General features: G+C 62.4%; 20 protein-coding genes. 6 read left to right on the top strand and 14 right to left on the bottom strand.

Features of this window, described 5'->3' with window-relative positions; genetic code table 11:
• Positions 1–32: 32 nt before the first annotated feature.
• The gene (locus tag X907_RS10555; protein WP_233352312.1) at positions 33–671 is read left to right on the top strand and encodes a 2OG-Fe(II) oxygenase; all 639 of its coding nucleotides are present in this window, start codon (positions 33–35) and stop codon (positions 669–671) included.
• Here the strand turns inward: X907_RS10555 and X907_RS10550 are convergent.
• Genes X907_RS10550 through X907_RS10540 form a run of 3 tightly spaced genes read right to left on the bottom strand, consistent with a single transcriptional unit; the run spans position 668 to position 4345 of the window.
• Positions 668–1936, bottom strand: coding sequence for a hypothetical protein (locus X907_RS10550; RefSeq protein WP_127567784.1), 1269 nt, complete (start codon positions 1934–1936; stop codon positions 668–670). The genes X907_RS10555 and X907_RS10550 overlap by 4 nt on opposite strands.
• A 4-nt stretch (positions 1937–1940) precedes the next feature.
• Entirely contained in the window at positions 1941–3389 is a 1449-nt protein-coding gene (locus tag X907_RS10545; protein WP_127567782.1) for an MBOAT family O-acyltransferase, read from the bottom strand.
• Positions 3390–3415: 26 nt separating this feature from the next.
• A complete protein-coding gene (locus X907_RS10540) occupies positions 3416–4345 on the bottom strand; it encodes an FkbM family methyltransferase (RefSeq protein WP_127567780.1) in 930 nt (309 codons plus the stop codon).
• Positions 4346–4491: 146 nt separating this feature from the next.
• On the opposite strand from X907_RS10540, the gene X907_RS10535 reads away from it, so the two are divergent.
• The gene (locus X907_RS10535) at positions 4492–6024 is read left to right on the top strand and encodes an acyl-CoA carboxylase subunit beta (protein ID WP_127567778.1); all 1533 of its coding nucleotides are present in this window, start codon (positions 4492–4494) and stop codon (positions 6022–6024) included.
• A gap of 3 nt (positions 6025–6027) precedes the next feature.
• Here the strand turns inward: X907_RS10535 and X907_RS10530 are convergent, their stop codons facing one another.
• The 8 genes from X907_RS10530 to X907_RS10495 form a co-directional block, all read right to left on the bottom strand.
• Entirely contained in the window at positions 6028–6558 is a 531-nt protein-coding gene (locus X907_RS10530; protein ID WP_127567776.1) for a hypothetical protein, read from the bottom strand.
• Positions 6559–6567: 9 nt separating this feature from the next.
• Positions 6568–6834, bottom strand: coding sequence for a Txe/YoeB family addiction module toxin (locus tag X907_RS10525; protein WP_127567774.1), 267 nt, complete (start codon positions 6832–6834; stop codon positions 6568–6570).
• Complete coding sequence (locus tag X907_RS10520) at positions 6831–7115, bottom strand: type II toxin-antitoxin system Phd/YefM family antitoxin (protein WP_233352311.1); 285 nt, start codon at positions 7113–7115, stop codon at positions 6831–6833. The genes X907_RS10525 and X907_RS10520 overlap by 4 nt, the downstream gene beginning before the upstream one ends.
• Positions 7116–7143: 28 nt before the next feature.
• On the bottom strand, positions 7144–7551 hold the full coding sequence (locus tag X907_RS10515; protein WP_170175529.1) for a TIGR02301 family protein: 408 nt from the start codon (positions 7549–7551) through the stop codon (positions 7144–7146).
• Between the two features lie 32 nt (positions 7552–7583).
• Positions 7584–7991, bottom strand: coding sequence for an NUDIX hydrolase (locus X907_RS10510; protein ID WP_127567769.1), 408 nt, complete (start codon positions 7989–7991; stop codon positions 7584–7586).
• Positions 7988–9082 carry a chorismate synthase gene (gene aroC, locus X907_RS10505; protein ID WP_127567767.1) on the bottom strand — a complete coding sequence of 365 codons (1095 nt, stop codon included), beginning with the start codon at positions 9080–9082 and terminating at the stop codon, positions 7988–7990. The genes X907_RS10510 and aroC overlap by 4 nt, the downstream gene beginning before the upstream one ends.
• Positions 9083–9085: 3 nt before the next feature.
• Positions 9086–9673 (bottom strand): hypothetical protein, encoded by a 588-nt coding sequence (locus X907_RS10500; protein WP_127567765.1) that lies wholly within the window; start codon positions 9671–9673, stop codon positions 9086–9088.
• A 230-nt stretch (positions 9674–9903) separates the two neighbouring features.
• On the bottom strand, positions 9904–10473 hold the full coding sequence (locus X907_RS10495) for a J domain-containing protein (RefSeq protein WP_127567762.1): 570 nt from the start codon (positions 10471–10473) through the stop codon (positions 9904–9906).
• A gap of 101 nt (positions 10474–10574) precedes the next feature.
• Between X907_RS10495 and pdxH the strand changes: the two genes are divergently transcribed.
• The gene (gene pdxH / locus X907_RS10490; RefSeq protein ID WP_127567760.1) at positions 10575–11243 is read left to right on the top strand and encodes a pyridoxamine 5'-phosphate oxidase; all 669 of its coding nucleotides are present in this window, start codon (positions 10575–10577) and stop codon (positions 11241–11243) included.
• Between the two features lie 31 nt (positions 11244–11274).
• Positions 11275–12087 carry a DUF1499 domain-containing protein gene (locus tag X907_RS10485; RefSeq protein ID WP_170175528.1) on the top strand — a complete coding sequence of 271 codons (813 nt, stop codon included), beginning with the start codon at positions 11275–11277 and terminating at the stop codon, positions 12085–12087.
• Here the strand turns inward: X907_RS10485 and X907_RS10480 are convergent.
• Positions 12084–12962, bottom strand: a complete 879-nt coding sequence (locus X907_RS10480) for an MBL fold metallo-hydrolase (RefSeq protein WP_127567756.1) — start codon at positions 12960–12962, stop codon at positions 12084–12086. The genes X907_RS10485 and X907_RS10480 overlap by 4 nt on opposite strands.
• A gap of 47 nt (positions 12963–13009) precedes the next feature.
• Positions 13010–13954: an ATP-grasp domain-containing protein gene (locus X907_RS10475; RefSeq protein WP_127567753.1), complete on the bottom strand. Its 945-nt coding sequence runs from the start codon at positions 13952–13954 to the stop codon at positions 13010–13012.
• A 422-nt stretch (positions 13955–14376) separates the two neighbouring features.
• Here X907_RS10475 and X907_RS10470 point away from each other — a divergent pair, with 422 nt between their 5' ends.
• Positions 14377–15309: an ABC transporter permease gene (locus tag X907_RS10470; protein WP_127567751.1), complete on the top strand. Its 933-nt coding sequence runs from the start codon at positions 14377–14379 to the stop codon at positions 15307–15309.
• Positions 15309–16214: an ABC transporter permease gene (locus X907_RS10465; RefSeq protein ID WP_127567749.1), complete on the top strand. Its 906-nt coding sequence runs from the start codon at positions 15309–15311 to the stop codon at positions 16212–16214. Before X907_RS10470 ends, X907_RS10465 begins: the two co-directional genes overlap by 1 nt.
• A gap of 108 nt (positions 16215–16322) precedes the next feature.
• On the opposite strand, the gene X907_RS10460 is transcribed toward X907_RS10465, so the two are convergent.
• Positions 16323–16940: a hypothetical protein gene (locus tag X907_RS10460; protein WP_127567747.1), complete on the bottom strand. Its 618-nt coding sequence runs from the start codon at positions 16938–16940 to the stop codon at positions 16323–16325.
• Positions 16941–16980: the final 40 nt, after the last annotated feature.

The raw sequence follows: 16980 nt of genomic DNA, 5'->3' as shown, positions 1-16980 counted from the left end.
CGGAAAGCGCGACGGTTTCAAAGGACAAGCGGATGAGCGCCACCACGCTGATGAATTTCGAGGCTCTGGCCTCCGGTCCGGTGCAGCACCAGCCCTACACCTACCTGATGGCTGAAAATGTCGTGACGCCGGAGCAGGCTGCGCAGATCCGCGCCGATTATCCCGGTATCAACGAGCCGGGCTATCTGCCGCTGTCCAAGCTGGAGCGCAAGGGCGCGTTCGCCGCCGTCACCGATGATCTGATGAGCCCGCGTCTTGCAGAGATACTCGGGCAAAAGCTGGGCATCGATCTGTCCGGCAAGCCGCGCATGATCACGGTGCGCCGCATCTCCAAGTTGTCGGATGGGCCGATCCACAACGATTCAAAATCGAAAATCCTCACCATGCTGCTCTATCTCAATGAGCACTGGGATGAGAGCGATGCGGGCTGTATCCGCGTGCTCAACGGGCCGGACGATTTTGCCGATTATACCGCCCAGGTGCCACCGCTCGCCGGTCAGGTCTTCGCCTTTCTGCGCTCTGACAATTCCTGGCACGGCCATCTGCCGTTCGAGGGCGAGCGCTACGTGATCCAGGTCACCTTCCTGACCAGTCAGGACGAGCTCGACCGCAAGGAAAACCGTGGCGGGCTGCAATACTTCCTGAAAAAGCTCCTGCGTCAGCGCAACTAGTCGGCGCTGGCCGCGAGCCGCTCCTCGCGGCTGGCTATCGCCCCGTTCAGCGCGATCAGGCTGCGCCATTCGGCGTGGCTGATACCCACGCTCTGCCAGCCGCGCGAGCCCGTCTCTGTCAGTGCCGGGGCCAGCATGGCGTACAGCCTCTCGCCATCCGGCGTGCTGCGATACGCCTCGCGCCGCGCAAGAATGGCGGCCTCGCTATTGCGCGGATCGCTCTGGCTGAGATTGATGCCAAACCCGTCAATCGGTTCGCCCGCCTGCATGACGGCCAGCATCTGCAGCCCCAGCGCGGGCAGGTAGTGCGCCGGTTCGTGGTAGACATCATGGCTGATGGTCTGGTCCGGGGCGGGCAGGGGCGTGGTGGACGGGGGCTGGTAGCCTGAGAAGTCCCACAGCACGGCCGCGCCACCGGGAACACAGGCGCTCACAGGTTCGCCAGCCTGTTCCAGCGCAGCAAAGCGTGCCGCCATCTCTGCCCGGAAGTCGAAATAGGCTTGCGTGCGCCCGGCGGAAAAGATGGCTTCCTCGTTCCAGGCATGGACCGGGTGGATATAGCCGATCACCTGCACGCCTTCGCGTGCCAGCGCTTCCAGCGTGGAAAAGAGAAAGTCCATCCGTTCAGGCGAGACGCGCATGGCGCGGTAATAGCTAAGCGTGGGAAGGGGCGTGTTCATGAAGCGCCGGTACTGCTCGCCTGCGGGGTAAACCGCCCGGAAGGGCGGCTCCGGCGCAGTGCCGGTGATGTTCTCCTGCACGGTCTGAACGGCGCGGGCAAACGTGTTGGGCGAGAGGGTCACGCGGGCCGTGGCCACCAAACGCCGGCCGTCGGCCAGCCGGCTGATCGGGAAGGCAGGCTTGTATTTTTCACCGCTGGCAAACTCGGCCATGTCGAGGCCCACGATGAAGCAGCGCAGGTCCGCTTCCCGGCCCGCAATGGCGGCCAGATGCGCCAGCTCGAACGCGTTCGATCCCCTGATGCCCGCGTTCCACAGGCCCCCCGGCCAGTCTTCGACCTCCATCGGAAAGCCATCCACCGTGCGCGAAGACCCGGTGATGAGCGTGCCGGCGCTCACCTGGCCTATCTGGTGGCCGACCTGTACGCGCCGCCCGTCCTCGTGGACGCGGGTCTTTTCCGCCGTCAGTCCCGCAATACGCGGGCCCGTTCCCGTATCATACGGATCGACCAGCGCGTTGAACGCCACAAAGAGGGCGAGTGCGCTGCCGAGAATGATGAGGAAGAGGCGGGTATAAAGCTGCATCTGATCAGAAGTTGTAATAGATGAATTCGGAATAGGACCAGCTGGCGATCATGCACGCAAACAGCAGGACGGCGAGGCCAATGCCCCAGCGCGCATTCGGCTTCCAGCGCTCCTTGCGCGGTGGTGCGACATTGGCGGTTTTCAGCACGCCATCCTCGATCTGGCGGTAGAAGATCTGCGCCGTTTCCGGCAGCGACCAGATGAGGATGAGGCCGATAATGGCCGCGATAAACGGTCCGTCGCCGGGATTGACGCCCAGCCCGTTCAGTCCGGCCATGCCCTGCAGCATGATGGCCGCCGCATCAAAGCTGGTGGCGCGGAAGAATACCCAGGTGATGATGACAAACAGGAAGGTGCAGGCGCTGGACGCTATCCAGAAGCGTCCGAAGAGGCCGTTCGGCAACCAGCGGTCCAGCAGGCGGCACCAGATCAGGGCTGCGCCGTGCAGCCCGCCCCAGACCACGAAGGTCCACGCCGCGCCATGCCACAAGCCCCCCAGCAGCATGACGATCATCAGATTGGCCAGCATGCGGGCATAGCCCTTGCGGTTGCCGCCGAGCGACACATAGAGATAGTCACGCAAGAACTGCGACAGGGTGATGTGCCAGCGCCGCCAGAAATCGGTGATGTTGCGGGCCTTGTAGGGCGCATTGAAATTGACCGGCAGCTGAAAGCCGAACATGCGCGCAATGCCCATCGCCATGTCGGAATAGCCCGAAAAGTCGAAATATATCTGCAGCGTGTAGGCCAGCGCGCCGGTCCAGGCGAGCCACAGCCCGACCGGCTCCCCGGCGGCAGCGGTGTCAAAGGCGGCATTGGCGTAAGGGGCGAGATTGTCGGCCAGCAGCACCTTCTTGGCCAGGCCGACCGCGAAGATGGACAGCCCGATACCCAGATTGGCGCTAATATCGCTCTGGCGGCTTTTCTCGCCCAGCTGCGGCGACATCAGGCGGTGATGGACGATCGGACCGGCGATCAGCTGCGGGAAGAAGGCAACGAACAGGCTGTAGCGGTGGGGTTTGCCGTCGGGCGCGGTGATCCGGCGTGAGCAATCGACCAGGAACGCGATCTGCTGGAAGGTGAAGAAGGATATGGCCAGCGGCAAGGGCAGGCCGGGTTCGGAGAGTTCCAGCCCGGTCAGCGCGTTCACATTGCGTACGAAGAAATCGGCGTATTTGAAAACCGCCAGCGCGCCGAGATTGAGCGCGACGCCAAAGGCCAGCAGCCAGCCGCCATTGCCGGGCCTGATGACGCGCGCGAGGGCGTAATTGACCACGATCGAGCCGAGGATGAGCGGCATGAAGCGCACATCCCACCAGCCATAGAAGACAAGCGAGGCAAGGAGCAGGAAGATCAGCCCGGCCTCATGGCCCAGCCGCCGGTTCACCGCGTAGAACGCCAGAACCGTCAGGGGCAGGAAGACGAACAGGAATATTGGCGTGCTGAAGACCATGCCTTGATTGCCCCCGCGCCTTCCCGTCAGCCCTCGGTGCGGGCGAGTTTCAAAATGGCGTTGGTGTGGGTCTCGGTCTCTACCCGGTAGCCGCGTGAGCAGGCGAGTGACAGCGCATCGCGCGCGGCCCCGGCCTTGCTGACGGCCGGACGCTCCATGATGATCATTTCAGGCCATGTCTCACGCGGCACGCTGGCGAAGAAGGGGGCCAGAATGGCCAGCTCTGCGCCCTCGACATCAATCCTCATCACGTCCAGCCGGCTGACACGCATTTCCTCCAGCAGGGTGGAAAGCTTTGCCACGCGCACCGCCGTTGTGCGTCCGCTGGCGCCATCATCGGTGACGGCCAGCTGCGTGCCGCCGCGATTATGACCGATCAGGCGCATCACGCTCTCGCCCTCATAATCGGCCACCGCCACGCCGGAAATCTCTAAATTGTCCAGACTGTTGGCACGCGCATTATAGGCCAGGCGGCGGCGCATCTCGTCTTGTGGTTCGACCGCGATCACGCGTGCGGCCGGCCCGCCCGCCTTGGCGGCGACAAGGCTGTAGAGACCCGCATTGGCCCCGATATCGATAAAAATCTTGCCCGGCCCCATCGCGCCGCGCAGCGCGTCCAGCTCTACCGCGTCAAAGCATTGCGGGGTCAGGAAGGCGCGCTTTTCGGACAGATTGTCGTTAGGGTGCAGACGCAGCTTCAGGCCCAGCACCTTGATATCGGCCACGCCGTCTTTCAGCGCGCTCATGGCAAGCGGCTGGGCAAGACCTGCCAGCTTCAGGCCCGGACGGCCGGGTGGCAAAGCCCGCCCGATAGCCATGCCGACGCGCGAGACGATGCCGGGCCGGAACTTGCCATGCGCCGCGCCGGGATCGGTCGCCGTGATCGCGCCGGAGGTGGCGGTCTCGTCCATCTCCTCGAACGTGTCTGCGGGCCGTTTGGTATCGTTACTGGTCATGAACAGCGTTCTAGCAAGGGTTTGGCCTGCTTGTCGCGGGGCGTTTGCGCCTGCGCCGGAGCTGGCCGGGATTTGCCCTTTGGGCTCTGCGTGCTAACCAGCACGGCGACCAACACAACTCCAGTTCAGGGCGGACGGCCAAACCGATGAAACCCATTCTCGAACAGCTTGATGACAAGCGCGCAGCGGCGCGCCTTGGCGGTGGTGAAAAGCGTATCGCGGCCCAGCACGCCAAGGGCAAGCTGACCGCGCGTGAGCGCCTTGATGTGCTGCTGGATCCCGGCTCGTTTGAAGAGACCGGCATGTTTGTCGAGCATCAGTGCGCCGACTTTGGCATGGACGAATCGAAAATCCCCGGCGATGGCGTGGTGACGGGCTCCGGCACGGTAAACGGCCGTCTCGTCTATGTGTTTGCCAAGGATTTCACCGTGTTTGGCGGTTCGCTCTCGCTGGCGCATGCGCGCAAGATCACCCGCCTGCAGGAAACCGCGCTGAAGAACGGCGCGCCCATCATCGGGCTTTTCGATGCGGGCGGCGCACGCATCCAGGAGGGCGTCGATGCGCTGGGCGGTTATGCCGAGATTTTCCAGAACAATGTGCTGGCCAGCGGCGTGATCCCGCAGATCAGCGTGATCATGGGCCCGTGCGCGGGCGGCGATGTCTATTCGCCCGCCATGACCGACTTCATCTTCATGGTGAAGGATACCAGCTACATGTATGTGACGGGGCCGGACGTGGTCAAAACCGTCACCAACGAGATCGTCACCCATGAGGAGCTGGGCGGGGCGAGCGTCCACGCCAAGAAGTCCGGCGTGGCGGACGGGGCCTTCTCCAACGATCTTGAAGCGCTCATCCAGATGCGCCGCCTGATCGATTTCCTGCCCCTGAATAACCGCAACAAGCCGCCGGTGCGCGAGGTCTATGACGATCCGGCCCGCGTGGAGCCGAGCCTTGATACGCTGGTCCCGCCCAACCCGAACAAGCCCTACGATATTCGCGAGCTGATCCAGAAAACCGCCGACGAGGGCGATTTCTTCGAGATCGCGCCGGACTATGCCAAGAATATCGTGGTCGGCTTTGGCCGCCTCGAAGGCCAGACGGTGGGCTTTGTCGCCAACCAGCCGCTTTCGCTCGCTGGCGTGCTCGATATCGATGCGTCCAAGAAGGCCGCGCGCTTTGTGCGTTTCTGTGATGCGTTTGAAATCCCGATCATCACCTTTGTCGATGTGCCAGGCTTCCTGCCCGGCACGCGCCAGGAATATGGCGGCCTCATCAAGCACGGCGCGAAACTGCTCTTTGCCTATGCCGAGGCGACGGTCCCGAAGCTCACTGTCATCACCCGCAAGGCCTATGGCGGGGCGTATGACGTGATGGCGTCGAAACACCTTCGCGGCGATGTGAACTATGCCTGGCCGACGGCGGAAATCGCCGTGATGGGGCCGAAGGGCGCGGCCGAGATCATCTTCCGCAGGGATATGGATGATCCTGAAAAAATGGCCGAGCACGTGAAGGATTACGAGACGCGCTTTGCCAACCCGTTCGTGGCGGCCTCACGCGGCTATCTCGATGACGTGATCCAGCCGCGCAACACACGCGTGCGCCTCATCAAGGCACTGCGCACGCTTCGCGACAAGAAACTCACCAACCCGTGGAAGAAACACGACAATATTCCGTTGTGAGTCCTAATTAAGCTGGCGCTTTTCGATCTTTCCAGTTTCATCGAATGAAATTGAGATGGAGTCCACGCTATCAGAGATTACTAGATCTGTGATGTGGGTAAACGTTTCAAAATCAATCTGAACTAGGCGCTTCGAGGCCCTCAGTTCGGAAGCCACAAAGAAGGCTGTTATTTGCTGTTCGTCGCCGATCCAATTCAGTATGTCGCTGTGAATAATTTCATTGCAGACATCCCGTATCTTCATTTTAGCTACAGTGTGGGAGCATAAATCCCAGTATTCAGGGTCTGCCGTGTGGAGTGAACGGTCGTGGTGCCTTTCTCCAATTTTTCGATGCATTCGGAATGAAAATTCAAGAGACGCAAGTTTGTCGGTTATTTTGTGGCTATCAAAAAGCTTTCTGATAGTGAACGCGATAATGAAAATATTTCGCTCTACTATAAAAGGAACTTCATCACCTTCTTCTTGGATTTTGCGCTTTAAATCCCAGAGTAAGCGCCTCAAATATTTCTTCCACTCATAGCTATCCCAAATCATCTCAAACCCTCAATAATGATACCGGCACTGCACGATCTGGATGCGGGCATCGTCGCCCGTTCCGGTGACGCGGTAGACGAGGCGGTGTTCGCCATCGATGCGGCGCGACCACCAGCCCGACAGCGAGCCCTTTAGCGGTTCAGGCTTGCCAAGGCCGTCAAACGGCGCACGGCGTATGTCCTCGATGAGTTTCAGGCAGCGTTTCAGGAGTTTGGGCTGCTGGGCGGTCAGCCAGCCAATATCCTCAAGGGCCTGAGGCGTCAGCTCGACATTCACCGGTCCAGCAGCGCGGCAAGCTCATCGGCGCTGTGGCGCACGGCTTCGCCCTTGTCCGCAGCGGCGATGGAGGCGGCAAGGCGCGCGGCATTGGCCGGGCTTTTGAGCAGATAGTTCGTCTCCTGAATGGCTTCCCATTCAGACAGCGGCACCATCACCACCGGCTCACCGCCCTGACGGGTGATGATGGCCGGTGCCTTGTTGCCGGTGACGCGCTCCATCAGCGCTTTCAGGCTGGCGCGCGCTTGGCTGAAGGTGAGGATCGTATCCATGTGGAACATGTACAGAATTCTGTACAAATTTGCAAGATCAATCCGCGTAATTGCGCCGCAGTGTCTCCGACAGCGCCTGGCCCTGAAGCGCGAGGCGCTGGGCCTCCATCTCGCTTTCCGCGCCGCAGCGCGTGCGGCGCTGCTGGTGCTGGCGGAAGCCTTCATTGAAGCGGGCAATCATGCGCTGGCGGCGCGCATTATCGGGCGCTTCCAGATTGAGCATTTCTTCCATCCGGCGGCGCCAGGCTTGCGCGCCCGACCCCTGACACAGGAAGGCGAGGGCGTGCAACTCTCCCAGCACGCCGGCGAGCTGTTCGAGCGGGTAGGTGGCGTCGGACTGGGCGCTGCCATGAGCGGGCGCCTGCCTGGCGAGCATGCCCGGCTTGGGGGCAAAGGCCGTCAGCGCAGGCAGAAGAAGGGCGAGGAGGGCGATGCGCGCGATCATGGGGCGTCTACTCGTCTGAAAAAGCGGCATGTTCAAGGCGCGAGAAAAGATTTCGAGAGCGAGATGACATTGCGCGTCTCGTCCCAGCCCACCTTCTCCATCGCCTCGGCAAAGGGGAAGAAGGCGGCGTCCAGCGCATCATCGGCGGCCACCGGCTCGCCCGACAGCCATTCACAGGCATAGTCGATCATTACGTAATGGCCGTGGGCGGTGATGGATTCAAACGCGCCGACAAAGCCTTTCAGCGCAGCCTCGACGCCGGTCTCCTCGCGGATTTCACGCGCCAGTGCGGTTTCCAGCGTCTCACCGAAATCCACCTTGCCGCCGGGAATGGACCACTGGCCCATCCAGGGCTCCTTGCCGCGGCGGATCAGCAGCACCTCGCCGCCGCGCCAGACCACGCCGCCGACGGCCAGCTTCGGCCCGGAGTGCAGAGTCATCGGCCGGTCTGCGCGCGGTGGCGCAGCATGTGGTCGGCGAGCACCAGCGCCACCATCGCTTCGGCGACCGGCACGGCGCGGATGCCGACGCATGGATCATGGCGGCCCTTGGTGATCACGTCCACGCTCTGAAGATCGCGGTTCAGGCTCTGGCGGGGAATGCGGATGGAGGAGGTGGGCTTGATCGCCATGCGGACAACCACATCCTGCCCTGTCGAGATGCCGCCCAGCACACCTCCATTGTGGTTGGAGCGGAATGCGGGACGGCCGTTCTCATCGAGATACATCTCGTCAGCGGCGTCCTCACCGCGAAGCGAAGCGGCTTCGAGGCCTGCGCCGATCTCGACCGATTTGGCCGCATTGATGCTCATCATCGCACTGGCAAGATCGGCATCAAGCTTGCCATAGACGGGCGCGCCCCAGCCTGCGGGCACGCCGGTGGCCACCACCTCAACCAGCGCGCCGACAGACGAGCCGTCCTTGCGGATGGCATCCATGTCCGCCTCCCACAGCTTGGCGGTCTGCGCATCCGGGCAGAAGAAATCGTTGCGGCTGACCTCGTCCCAGTCCCAGCGGGCGCGGTCAATCGCGCGCGGACCGATCTGGATGAGGGCGGCGCGAATGGTGATTGTGTCTCCCAGAACCTTGCGGGCAATCGCTCCGGCGGCAACGCGCGCAGCGGTTTCCCGCGCGCTGGAGCGCCCGCCGCCGCGATAATCGCGCACGCCATACTTGGCGTCATAGGTGTAGTCGGCATGGCCGGGCCGCCAGCTATCGCGGATGTCGCCATAATCCTTTGAGCGCTGGTCGGTGTTCTCGATCATCAGGCTGATTGGTGCGCCGGTTGTCACCTGACCGCCCGTGCGCTCGTCCCCGAACACGCCGGAGAGAATGCGCACGGCGTCATCCTCGCGGCGCTGGGTGACGTGGCGTGACTGGCCGGGTTTGCGCCGGTCGAGGAAGGGCTGGATGTCGGCTTCCGTGAGCGCGATGCCCGGCGGGCAGCCATCGACCACGCAGCCAAGGGCAGGCCCATGGCTTTCGCCCCATGTGGTGAAGCGGAACAGATGACCGAAACTGTTGTGAGACATAGGCTATTTCAGATGCTCTTTAGGAACCCGGAAAACACCGAGAATACACGCCGGATTGCGAACAGCGATTTGTATGTGCGTTTTCTCGCAGAAGCCAGCGCCGGGATAGAGCTTACCGCCCTCTTCAAAGACGCCCCGAACCGTGTCGAAGGCGGGCATTTTGTTGTCTACCCGGGTTTGGTGCAAATTGTTTACTACGGAACAATCGAGGTTTCGCCGGAGGAGATCTGCAGAGTTGGTCGGGCGTGGTAAGCTTGGACTGGCCTTGTAGACTGCATCGAGGGTGCGGTAGCTCTCAGCAACCAGCTCAAGCCCCTGCTCCGTCATAAGGTCGAGGCAATGTCCAAGCTGTATCGCGGCGCCAATGACGGTCGGTGTTGTGATGCCTCTGCCCCGCTTGGGATGTGCAGCTAGTTCTTTTGCGAAGCTAAGGCCTCGCTTAGGGTTGTGCTGCCAGAAATAAATACCCTTTCCCAGCCAGTCGTATGCGTTCTCACTGGCTTTGAAAGGGTTGCCGCTGAGTAAGTTTTCAGCTGTGCTATCGTCACAGCCGTGATATCCGAGAACTAGACCGTAAGACAGATCGAACACAGGGTGTAATTAGCGCCGGTACACCTGCCGGAGATTGCCATTTTCGGTAATCACTCCGAGTCGCACGAGGTAAGCTCTGGCCGCTTCGGGCGATCTAGCATGCTCTTTAACGACCTGTTCGGACGCCTTCTTGAAAGCATCAACATCAGCTTGGGTAAGTGCCGTCGGGCGCTGCGATAAAGTGGTCATACAGATAATGTAGGCCGACTTCCTCGATCACGCAACAAGCTTTACGCCGCGTTCTTGCGCACCCAGCGGGCAAAGCGGGCCGCCGGAGAGGCTTTGACAAAGCGCTCATAGAAGGCCGACAGAAGACCGGCATTCTCCTCCGCCTGCCGGCGGGCATCGGCTTCGGCCAGCTTGCGGGCCTTCTCTTCGCGCGCGGCGCGCTCTGCGGGGCCTTCATCGGCGGCGCAGTCGGCCATCGGATCGCGCACCAGAATGCGCACCCGCCAGACCGGCTCGCCAATCGGGACGACAATCGCTCCAGTCTTCGTCACCGGCGGCACCCGCATCATGGCGCTGCGGCCATCAAGATCTACCGTGCGCAGCCCGCCTACGCGCGCCTCGTCCGGCGTTAAAACGAGGTCCATCTGGCGCGGCGCGCAGACTTTCAGGATTTCGTGGGCCTTGAGCAGAATCTGCAGGCGCGACAGCGTATCGGCGGTTGGTTCCACATGATCGGGGTGGACCGCTTTCACCTTGTTACGGAAGGCAGATTTCACCGACGCGTAGTCGCTGTCGGGCTCCAGGCCCAACACGCGGTACGCGGCACAAATGGCTTCGCTCGCATTGCTCATCGGTGCAAACTAACCGCAGGCCGGTTGGCGAAAGGTTGACGATATGGCGCGGGGTGTCATTTCTGCGTCCATGCCTGATTTTTTCCTAAGGAGCCTTCCTCATGGCCTCACGCGACATCATCCCGCCCAGCCCCAGCGAGGCGGACTATCAGCGCGAGGGCGGGGCGGGCGATGTGCCGCTGACCGAAGGCAATGACCCCTTCCTGCTCTTTGCCGACTGGCTGACCCTGGCGCGGGGGAAAGAGCCCAATGACCCCAATGCCATGGCGCTGGCGACAGTCGATGAAGACGGATTGCCCGATGTGCGCATGGTGCTCCTGAAGGACGCCGATCCGCGCGGCTTTGTCTTCTACACCAATCTGGAAAGCGCCAAAGGCAATCAACTGGCGGCCGTATCGAAGGCGGCGCTGTGCTTTCACTGGAAGTCGCTGCGCCGTCAGGTGCGGGTGAGGGGGCTGGTGGAGCCGGTCAGCGATGCCGAAGCCGACGCATACTTCGCCAGCCGGGCGCGCGACAGCCGGATCGGCGCCTGGGCATCATCCCAGTCGCGCCCGCTGGAAAGCCGCCATGCGCTGGAAAAGAGCGTGGCGAAGTTCGCCGCGAAGTTTGGCCTCGGCGAGATACCGCGCCCGGATTTCTGGAGCGGATACCGCGTGCGCCCCTTGCGTATCGAGTTCTGGCGCGACCGGCCCTTCCGCCTGCATGACCGTCTGGTTTTCGAGCGGGCCGATTTGGACTCGCCCTTCACGCAGACAAGGCTCTATCCTTAGCCAGCATGTAAAAGCGGGGCGGGGAAGCGTTATGGGCATTTTGCTGACCATCAGGGTAATCGTTATCTGGCTGGCAGGGCTGGCTGCGATCATCGTGCCATTCTGGTTCGCAGCCGCAGGGCTGGGCTCGCGTTTTGGCCTGTGGGACTGGCGCTTCGGCCTTGGCATAATGACGCGCGAGATCGGGCCAAACCTGCTTTTTGCCGCCCTGGGGCTGGGCGCGCTGGCGCTGGTCTTGCTGATTGCCACGGCGATTTTCGTCAAGGATCGCAGGGCAGGAGCCGGCTCGTGGGTTGCGGCACTAGCGGCGATCGCCGTCGGTGCGGCCGGCCTTTGGTACGCTGCATCTGTGGCCGCACGCGCTGCCGAGATTCCGCCCATCCACGACATTTCCACTGATACGACGAACCCGCCCCAGTTTACCGCTTCGCTGGTTATCCGGCGCGGGGCGGACGCCAATAGCGTCGATTACGCTGCCAAGACCGATCCGCGTTCGGGCCGCCCGCTGCCGGAGGTGCAGGCGGAGGCCTATCCCGACATCCAGCCGGTTATCGTGTCCGCCGAGCCGCTGGCTGCCTATCAGGCGGCCTTGCGGGTGGCACGCGAGCTGGGCTGGACGGTCTCCACCGAGTCCGAGCGTGAGCTCATGTTCGAGGCGACCGCGACGACCTTCTGGTACGGTTTCCGCGACGATATTGTGGTGCGCGTCACGGCGCTTGCCGATGGCGGGGCCGTGGTGGATGCGCGGTCCGTATCGCGCGTAGGCGTATCTGATCTCGGTGCCAATGCGGCGCGCCTGCGCACTTTCTCGGACCGTCTGCGTGACCGGCTGGGCGAGGACTAGCGGATAAGCGCGTAAGTGCTGTCCAGCGCCGGTTCGCCGCCCGCTGTCACGCGCCCGCGCCGGTGCAGATCCACCATGTGGGACCAGACCGACATGGCTGCGGCCGGGTAGAGCCGCTCGTCCAGCCCGGCATACATGACGGGCAGCAGATCTGTAATCCGTGATGGTCCGGCTTCAAGCGCGTACAGAATCTGCGCCTCGCGGTAATGCCGGTGGGCGATGTAGGCGGTGATGAAGGGTTCTGGGTCTGTCACGGGCGGGCCGTGGCTGGGCCAGAGCGTCGCAAAGCCGCGCTGGCGCACGCGCTCCAGCTGCTGGAGATAATCGCCCATATCGCCATCAGGCGGCAGCACGACCGAGGTCGCCCAGCCCATGATGTGATCGCCGCACAGAAGGGCGTTCTCTTCCATCAGGCCAAGGCAGATATGGTTGGCCGTATGGCCCGGCGTGTGCAGCACGTCCAGCGTCCAGCCCGGTCCGGCAATGGCATCGCCATCTTCCAGCGTGTGGTCCGGTGTGAAGCTGAAATCAGCGCCTTCTTCCATTACTGGCGCATCGGGATCCATGGGCCGTCCGCCAGATGCGGGCCGTCCGTAGATTTTCGCGCCATGATGATCGGCAAAGCGCCGGGCGAGGGCAGAGTGGTCGAGATGGTGATGGGTGACGATGACGTGGCTGACCGTTTCGCCGTCCAGCGCCCGGTTCAGCGCGGCAAAATGCGCCTCTTCTGCGGGGCCGGGGTCGATCACGGCAACCTTGCCGCGCCCGACCAGATAGGTGCCGGTGCCGGTATAGGTAAAGGCACCCGAATTGCCTGCCACCACGCGTCTGATGGCCGGGGAAACCTGATCGGCCTGTCCGGGCTGGAACGCCATTTCCCGTACAAAGGGGACCGGCGGCGGGGGTGTGGGGGCCTGCCGGGTCACGCGGCAATCGCGGACTGTTTTTGATGCAGGCGCGCCTCCAGATAGGCGTCCAGCCGGGTGGCGAGCCTGCGTACGGCAGTAATCTTGTCCTTCAGGCCGAGCGTAATGGTCGGCCCCATATCGGTCTTGTTCACGTCAACGATCCACAATTCGCCTGTGTCGCGATCACGCAAGACGTCAATGCCGCCCCAGTCAAGCTCCATGGCTGAGCAGAAGCGGGCAATCATCGCCCGTTCGACCGCCGTAAAGACCGTTGCGGGGTCTGCAAGCGTTACGCGCGTATTGCTGTTGGCAAAGCGGCGCTCGACCGGACGGCGCTTGAGATAGACCTGAACAATCTCCCCGCCGATGGTGGAGCATCTCAGGTCGAGCACATTGCCGTCATGGTCGAGATTGTTGATGAGGCGCTGGTATGTGTAGCCATCGCGCGGCGCTTGCGGCTGGTAGAGGATGCGGCCGTCATGTGCGGCGTTCTGCTCGGATTTTTCGACATAGGGAGCGCCGTAATTTAACGGGTCACACCGCAAGGCCCGGCCTGAGACCTGCTCGAACACCTCTGCCACATGCGTTTTCGAGATGTCGCTGCAGCGGGCGTTCAGCACAGGAACATGCAGCGGCACTGGCCGCTCCGGCACCCAGGTGGCGTCATCAAAGGTGAAAATCACATCGGCTTCGGAGGGGTGGCGGGCAAAGCGCGCGCGGCTAAGCGCCATGACCGGCCAGATGAGATACCAGGGCCTGGGCTGGTCGGGCGAAAACCAGATACGTGGCCCGTCAGACACCACGCTGTGGCGGGCACATTCCACCCAGCCGTGAAACACGCACCAGTTCAGAAAGTCCCGCACGATGGCCGGTTCGATAGGCACCGCCGCGCCGGTCTTCTTCACATGCATCGTCCCTTTGGCGTAGCGGAAATCATTCCACCAGGCAGAAGAGGCCATCAGGCTAGGCTCCCAGACAGGTTCCGGGCGCACTCTAGCGCCTCGGTGAGGCTTGGCAACGCAAATGGTGTGTTTTGCACAGTAGCTGGGTCGGCGTGATTTTTGCTGCAGTGCGTACAGTGGCGGAAAGCTGAAACAGGTTGGTACAGCCCAATGGCAAAGACCGGAAAACTGTTATCGGGAATATCGGCGCGCCTTCGTGTTGTTTTGATGGCAATCCTGGTCGCCGCAGCGATAAAACTTGGCGGCTCTCCCGGCGCTGCGGGAGGCGATGCAGGGCAGGGGCCAGCGGGCAGCGCGCGAATAGTGCTGGAACAGGGCGCTCTGTAACGGAGCGCAGAAATGACTGCGAGGCTTGCTTGATCGCGCACGTCTAAGCGGCCAAGACTTCGCGCCTTCGTTCAGTTACCGCGCAAGGCTCCATGCTCAGTTATCTCGCCCGGCGCCTGCTCGTCGCTATCCCGACGATCCTGGTGATCATCACTGTTGCGTTCTTCATGATGCGCGCCGCGCCCGGCGGGCCGTTCGACCTTGAACGCCCGATGCCGGAAGAGATCCGCCAGAATGTCATGGCGGCCTATGGCATGGATCAGCCTGTCTGGAAGCAGTATGTGGACTACATGGCCGGGATCGCGAGGTTCGATCTTGGTCCGTCGCTGAAATTCCGTGACAAGTCGGTCGCCGACATCATAGCCGAGGGGTTCCCTGTATCGGCTGTGATAGGTGCGCTCTCGATCTCGCTGGCCGTGTTTGTCGGCACGATCATGGGCTCCCTTGCCGCGCTCCGGCAGAACACTGCAGCCGACTATACGGTGGTGGGCATATCGACGATCGGCATTGTCATTCCGCCCTTTGTGATGGGGCCAATCCTGGCCCTGCTCGTCGGTCTGCACTGGGGATTGCTGCCAACGGGCGGGCTTGATCCAAGGTATGGCATGACGGCGGAGCGACTCATCTTGCCCGTGATAACGCTGGCCCTGCCGCAGATCGCCATCATTTCCCGGCTCATGCGCGCCTCCATGATCGAGGTGCTGCGGTCGAACTATGTGCGAACGGCCAAGGCCAAGGGCCTGCCCGCTGCCAGCGTCATCGTGCGCCACGCCCTGCGCAGTGCCGTCCTGCCGCTGGTCAGCTATCTGGGCCCTGCCGCTGCGGCGCTGCTGACGGGCTCCATTGTGATCGAGCAGGTTTTCCAGCTGCCCGGTATCGGGCGCCAGTTCGTGCAGGCCGCCTTGCAGCGTGACTACACGGTCGTGATGGGCGTGGTCATACTCTATGCCAGCCTCATCATCATTCTGAATCTGATCGCGGATCTGCTCTATGCGGCGCTCAATCCGAAAGTGAAGTACGACTGATGGCGTTTACATCTCCTCCGACCGAAAAGGCCGAAATGATGGAACGCGCCGCGGTAAGCGGCCGGTCCCTGTGGGATGATGCGCGTGCGCGCCTGCTGCGTAACCGCGCAGCTGTCGCCAGCCTCGTTGTCCTGGGTGTTCTGTGTTTCCTGGCGTTTATCGGACCGTTGCTGTGGGTGCATGATTCCAGCTTCATCTATCGTGACCGCGTGCAGATCCCGCCCGGCTGGGAAAACTGGCACCTGTTTGGTACCGACGCGCAGGGGCGTGACCTTCTGGCGCGCACGCTGGTCGGCCTGCGCATGTCGCTGATGGTCGGTGTGGTGGCAACCGCCGTGTCACTGGTCATTGGCGTTCTCTGGGGCGCGACAGCCGGCTTTATCGGCGGGCGCGTAGACCAGCTGATGATGCGCATCGTGGACGTGCTCTACTCGCTGCCCTTCATCTTCTTCGTTATCATCCTGATGGTGGTGTTCGGGCGGAATATCATCCTGATCTTCGTAGCCATCGGGGCCGTGGAATGGCTGACCATGGCGCGTATTGTGCGCGGGCAGACGATTGCCCTGAAGGGTATGGAGTTTGTCGAGGCGGCCAGAGCGGCCGGTGTCAGCCAGTTCGCCATCATCCGCCGGCATATCGTGCCGAACGTGCTGGGTCCGGTGGTGGTCTATGTGACGCTAACCATTCCGGCGGTGATCCTTGCCGAAAGCTTCCTCAGCTTCCTGGGTCTTGGCGTGCAGGAGCCGCTCACTTCGCTGGGCAATCTGATTTCCAACGGCGCGCGGGATATGGAAGTCGCGCCCTGGACGCTCATCGTGCCGGCGCTGACGATGATGCTGACGCTGTTCTGCTTCAACTTCATCGGGGATGGCCTGCGCGACGCTATCGATCCGAAGGATCGCTAGCGCTCGCGCGACTCTCACATCAATCGGGGGCGACGCTATCGATCCGAAGGATCGCTAGCGCGCGCGACTCTCACAGGAATCCGGGGCGACACCATGGATGAGGGAGCGTTAGTCGCGCCGCGCCCTGAACTGGGAGTGGCTGGTGCTCAACTGCATGAAGAATGAGCCGATGGCGCCGCGCGTGATGTCCGCCGTTACACCGTTCATATCACGCGGCACGTCGATCCTGCGCTGATCGATCTGGCGCCAGACCTGCCCGTTTTCCAGAGTGACGACAAGCTTGCCGAGCGGATCGGCTCGCACCGAACGAACCGGCACGCCGCGCAGCGATTCAATGTCGCCGTCCGCGCCCCGGATCAGCTGAGCCCCGTCCTCATATGTCTGCACTTGCGGGCCGGCTGCATCCGCTTCGCGGCTGAACAAGGATGTAAAGAAGCGGCCTGTGCCAGCCACGGCAGACCCGAAACTGTCCCGTTCCGCAGCCTGGGCCCGCTGTCGCTCCACAACGGTCAGCTCGCCTGCGCCAATGGCGCTGTCCAGCGCTGACGCAGCGCGGTCCAAGCAGCTGAGGCGCTCGCTATCGGATGCCAGGGCGCGGCAGGCGAGAAGATCGTCCATCAGCGGTGAGCCCTGCAGCTGCTGCGCCGATGCGCTGGTGCCTGCAAGCGCGAGGGCACTCGCGGCAAACGCGAGGTAAGACGCGGTGCGGCGGCCGGTGTGAAACATGGCGGATTCCTCCAGACAGTCGATTTTGTCAGATAGAGCC

The organism is Glycocaulis alkaliphilus (assembly GCF_004000605.1).
GTDB lineage: Bacteria > Pseudomonadota > Alphaproteobacteria > Caulobacterales > Maricaulaceae > Glycocaulis > Glycocaulis alkaliphilus.
This window is presented reverse-complemented; position numbering and strand designations above follow the sequence as displayed.